This is a genomic window from Neisseria sp. P0021.S006 (assembly GCF_051956895.1).
This window is the reverse complement of record NZ_JBQCWZ010000810.1, coordinates 1-647: the sequence shown is the minus strand read 5'-3', so window position 1 is coordinate 647 and position 647 is coordinate 1. Positions and strand designations below refer to the sequence as shown.

Here is a 647-nt window from a genome sequence, read left to right as displayed (position 1 = left end):
GCCTTATACCAAAACGAAAAACGCTTGATTACGCCGCTGGTGTTGTCCAGCGTGACGCTTTTCTTTGTCGGTATGGCGTTTGCCTATTTTTTGGTATTTCCCGTTATTTTCAAATTCTTGGCCGGGGTAACCCCTGTCGGCGTCAATATGGCGACCGATATCGACAAATACCTGTCCTTTATTTTGGGCATGTTTGTTGCATTCGGTACGACGTTTGAAGTTCCCGTCGTTGTGGTGTTACTTGCAAAAATGGGCATTGTTTCGACTGAACAGCTTAAGAATGCGCGTCCGTATGTGATTGTCGGTGCGTTTGTCGTGGCTGCAATCATCACGCCGCCTGACGTAATTTCTCAAACCCTGCTTGCTGTTCCGCTGATTCTGCTCTACGAAGCAGGCATTTGGTTCAGCCGCTTTATCAAAGCGAAAACGCAGCAGGAAGATGAAGATACACCGCAACCACCGGCAGAAGTTTAAGAATCAATGCCGTCTGAAGAATTTTTCAGACGGCCTTTGTATCATCGCACTTCAGTTTTTAAGAAAAAGTATGATGGATGTTTGGGGAGTCGTAAAACATTACTGCCCAGATTCTTTTGATTCGGCTAAAATTTTTGACCGAGGATTTTGCCGAAATCGAAGCAGTAATGTGT

Annotated in this window: 2 protein-coding genes; both read left to right on the top strand. The window is 45.3% G+C overall.

Going from position 1 to position 647, the window contains the following annotated elements; genetic code table 11:
• On the top strand, positions 1-474 hold a 474-nt coding region (gene tatC, locus ACTHUM_RS17235; RefSeq protein ID WP_440403586.1), incomplete at its 5' end, for a twin-arginine translocase subunit TatC.
• A partial coding sequence (locus tag ACTHUM_RS17230) for a hypothetical protein (protein ID WP_440403587.1) occupies positions 440-647 on the top strand: 208 nt, incomplete at its 3' end. The genes tatC and ACTHUM_RS17230, both read left to right, overlap by 35 nt.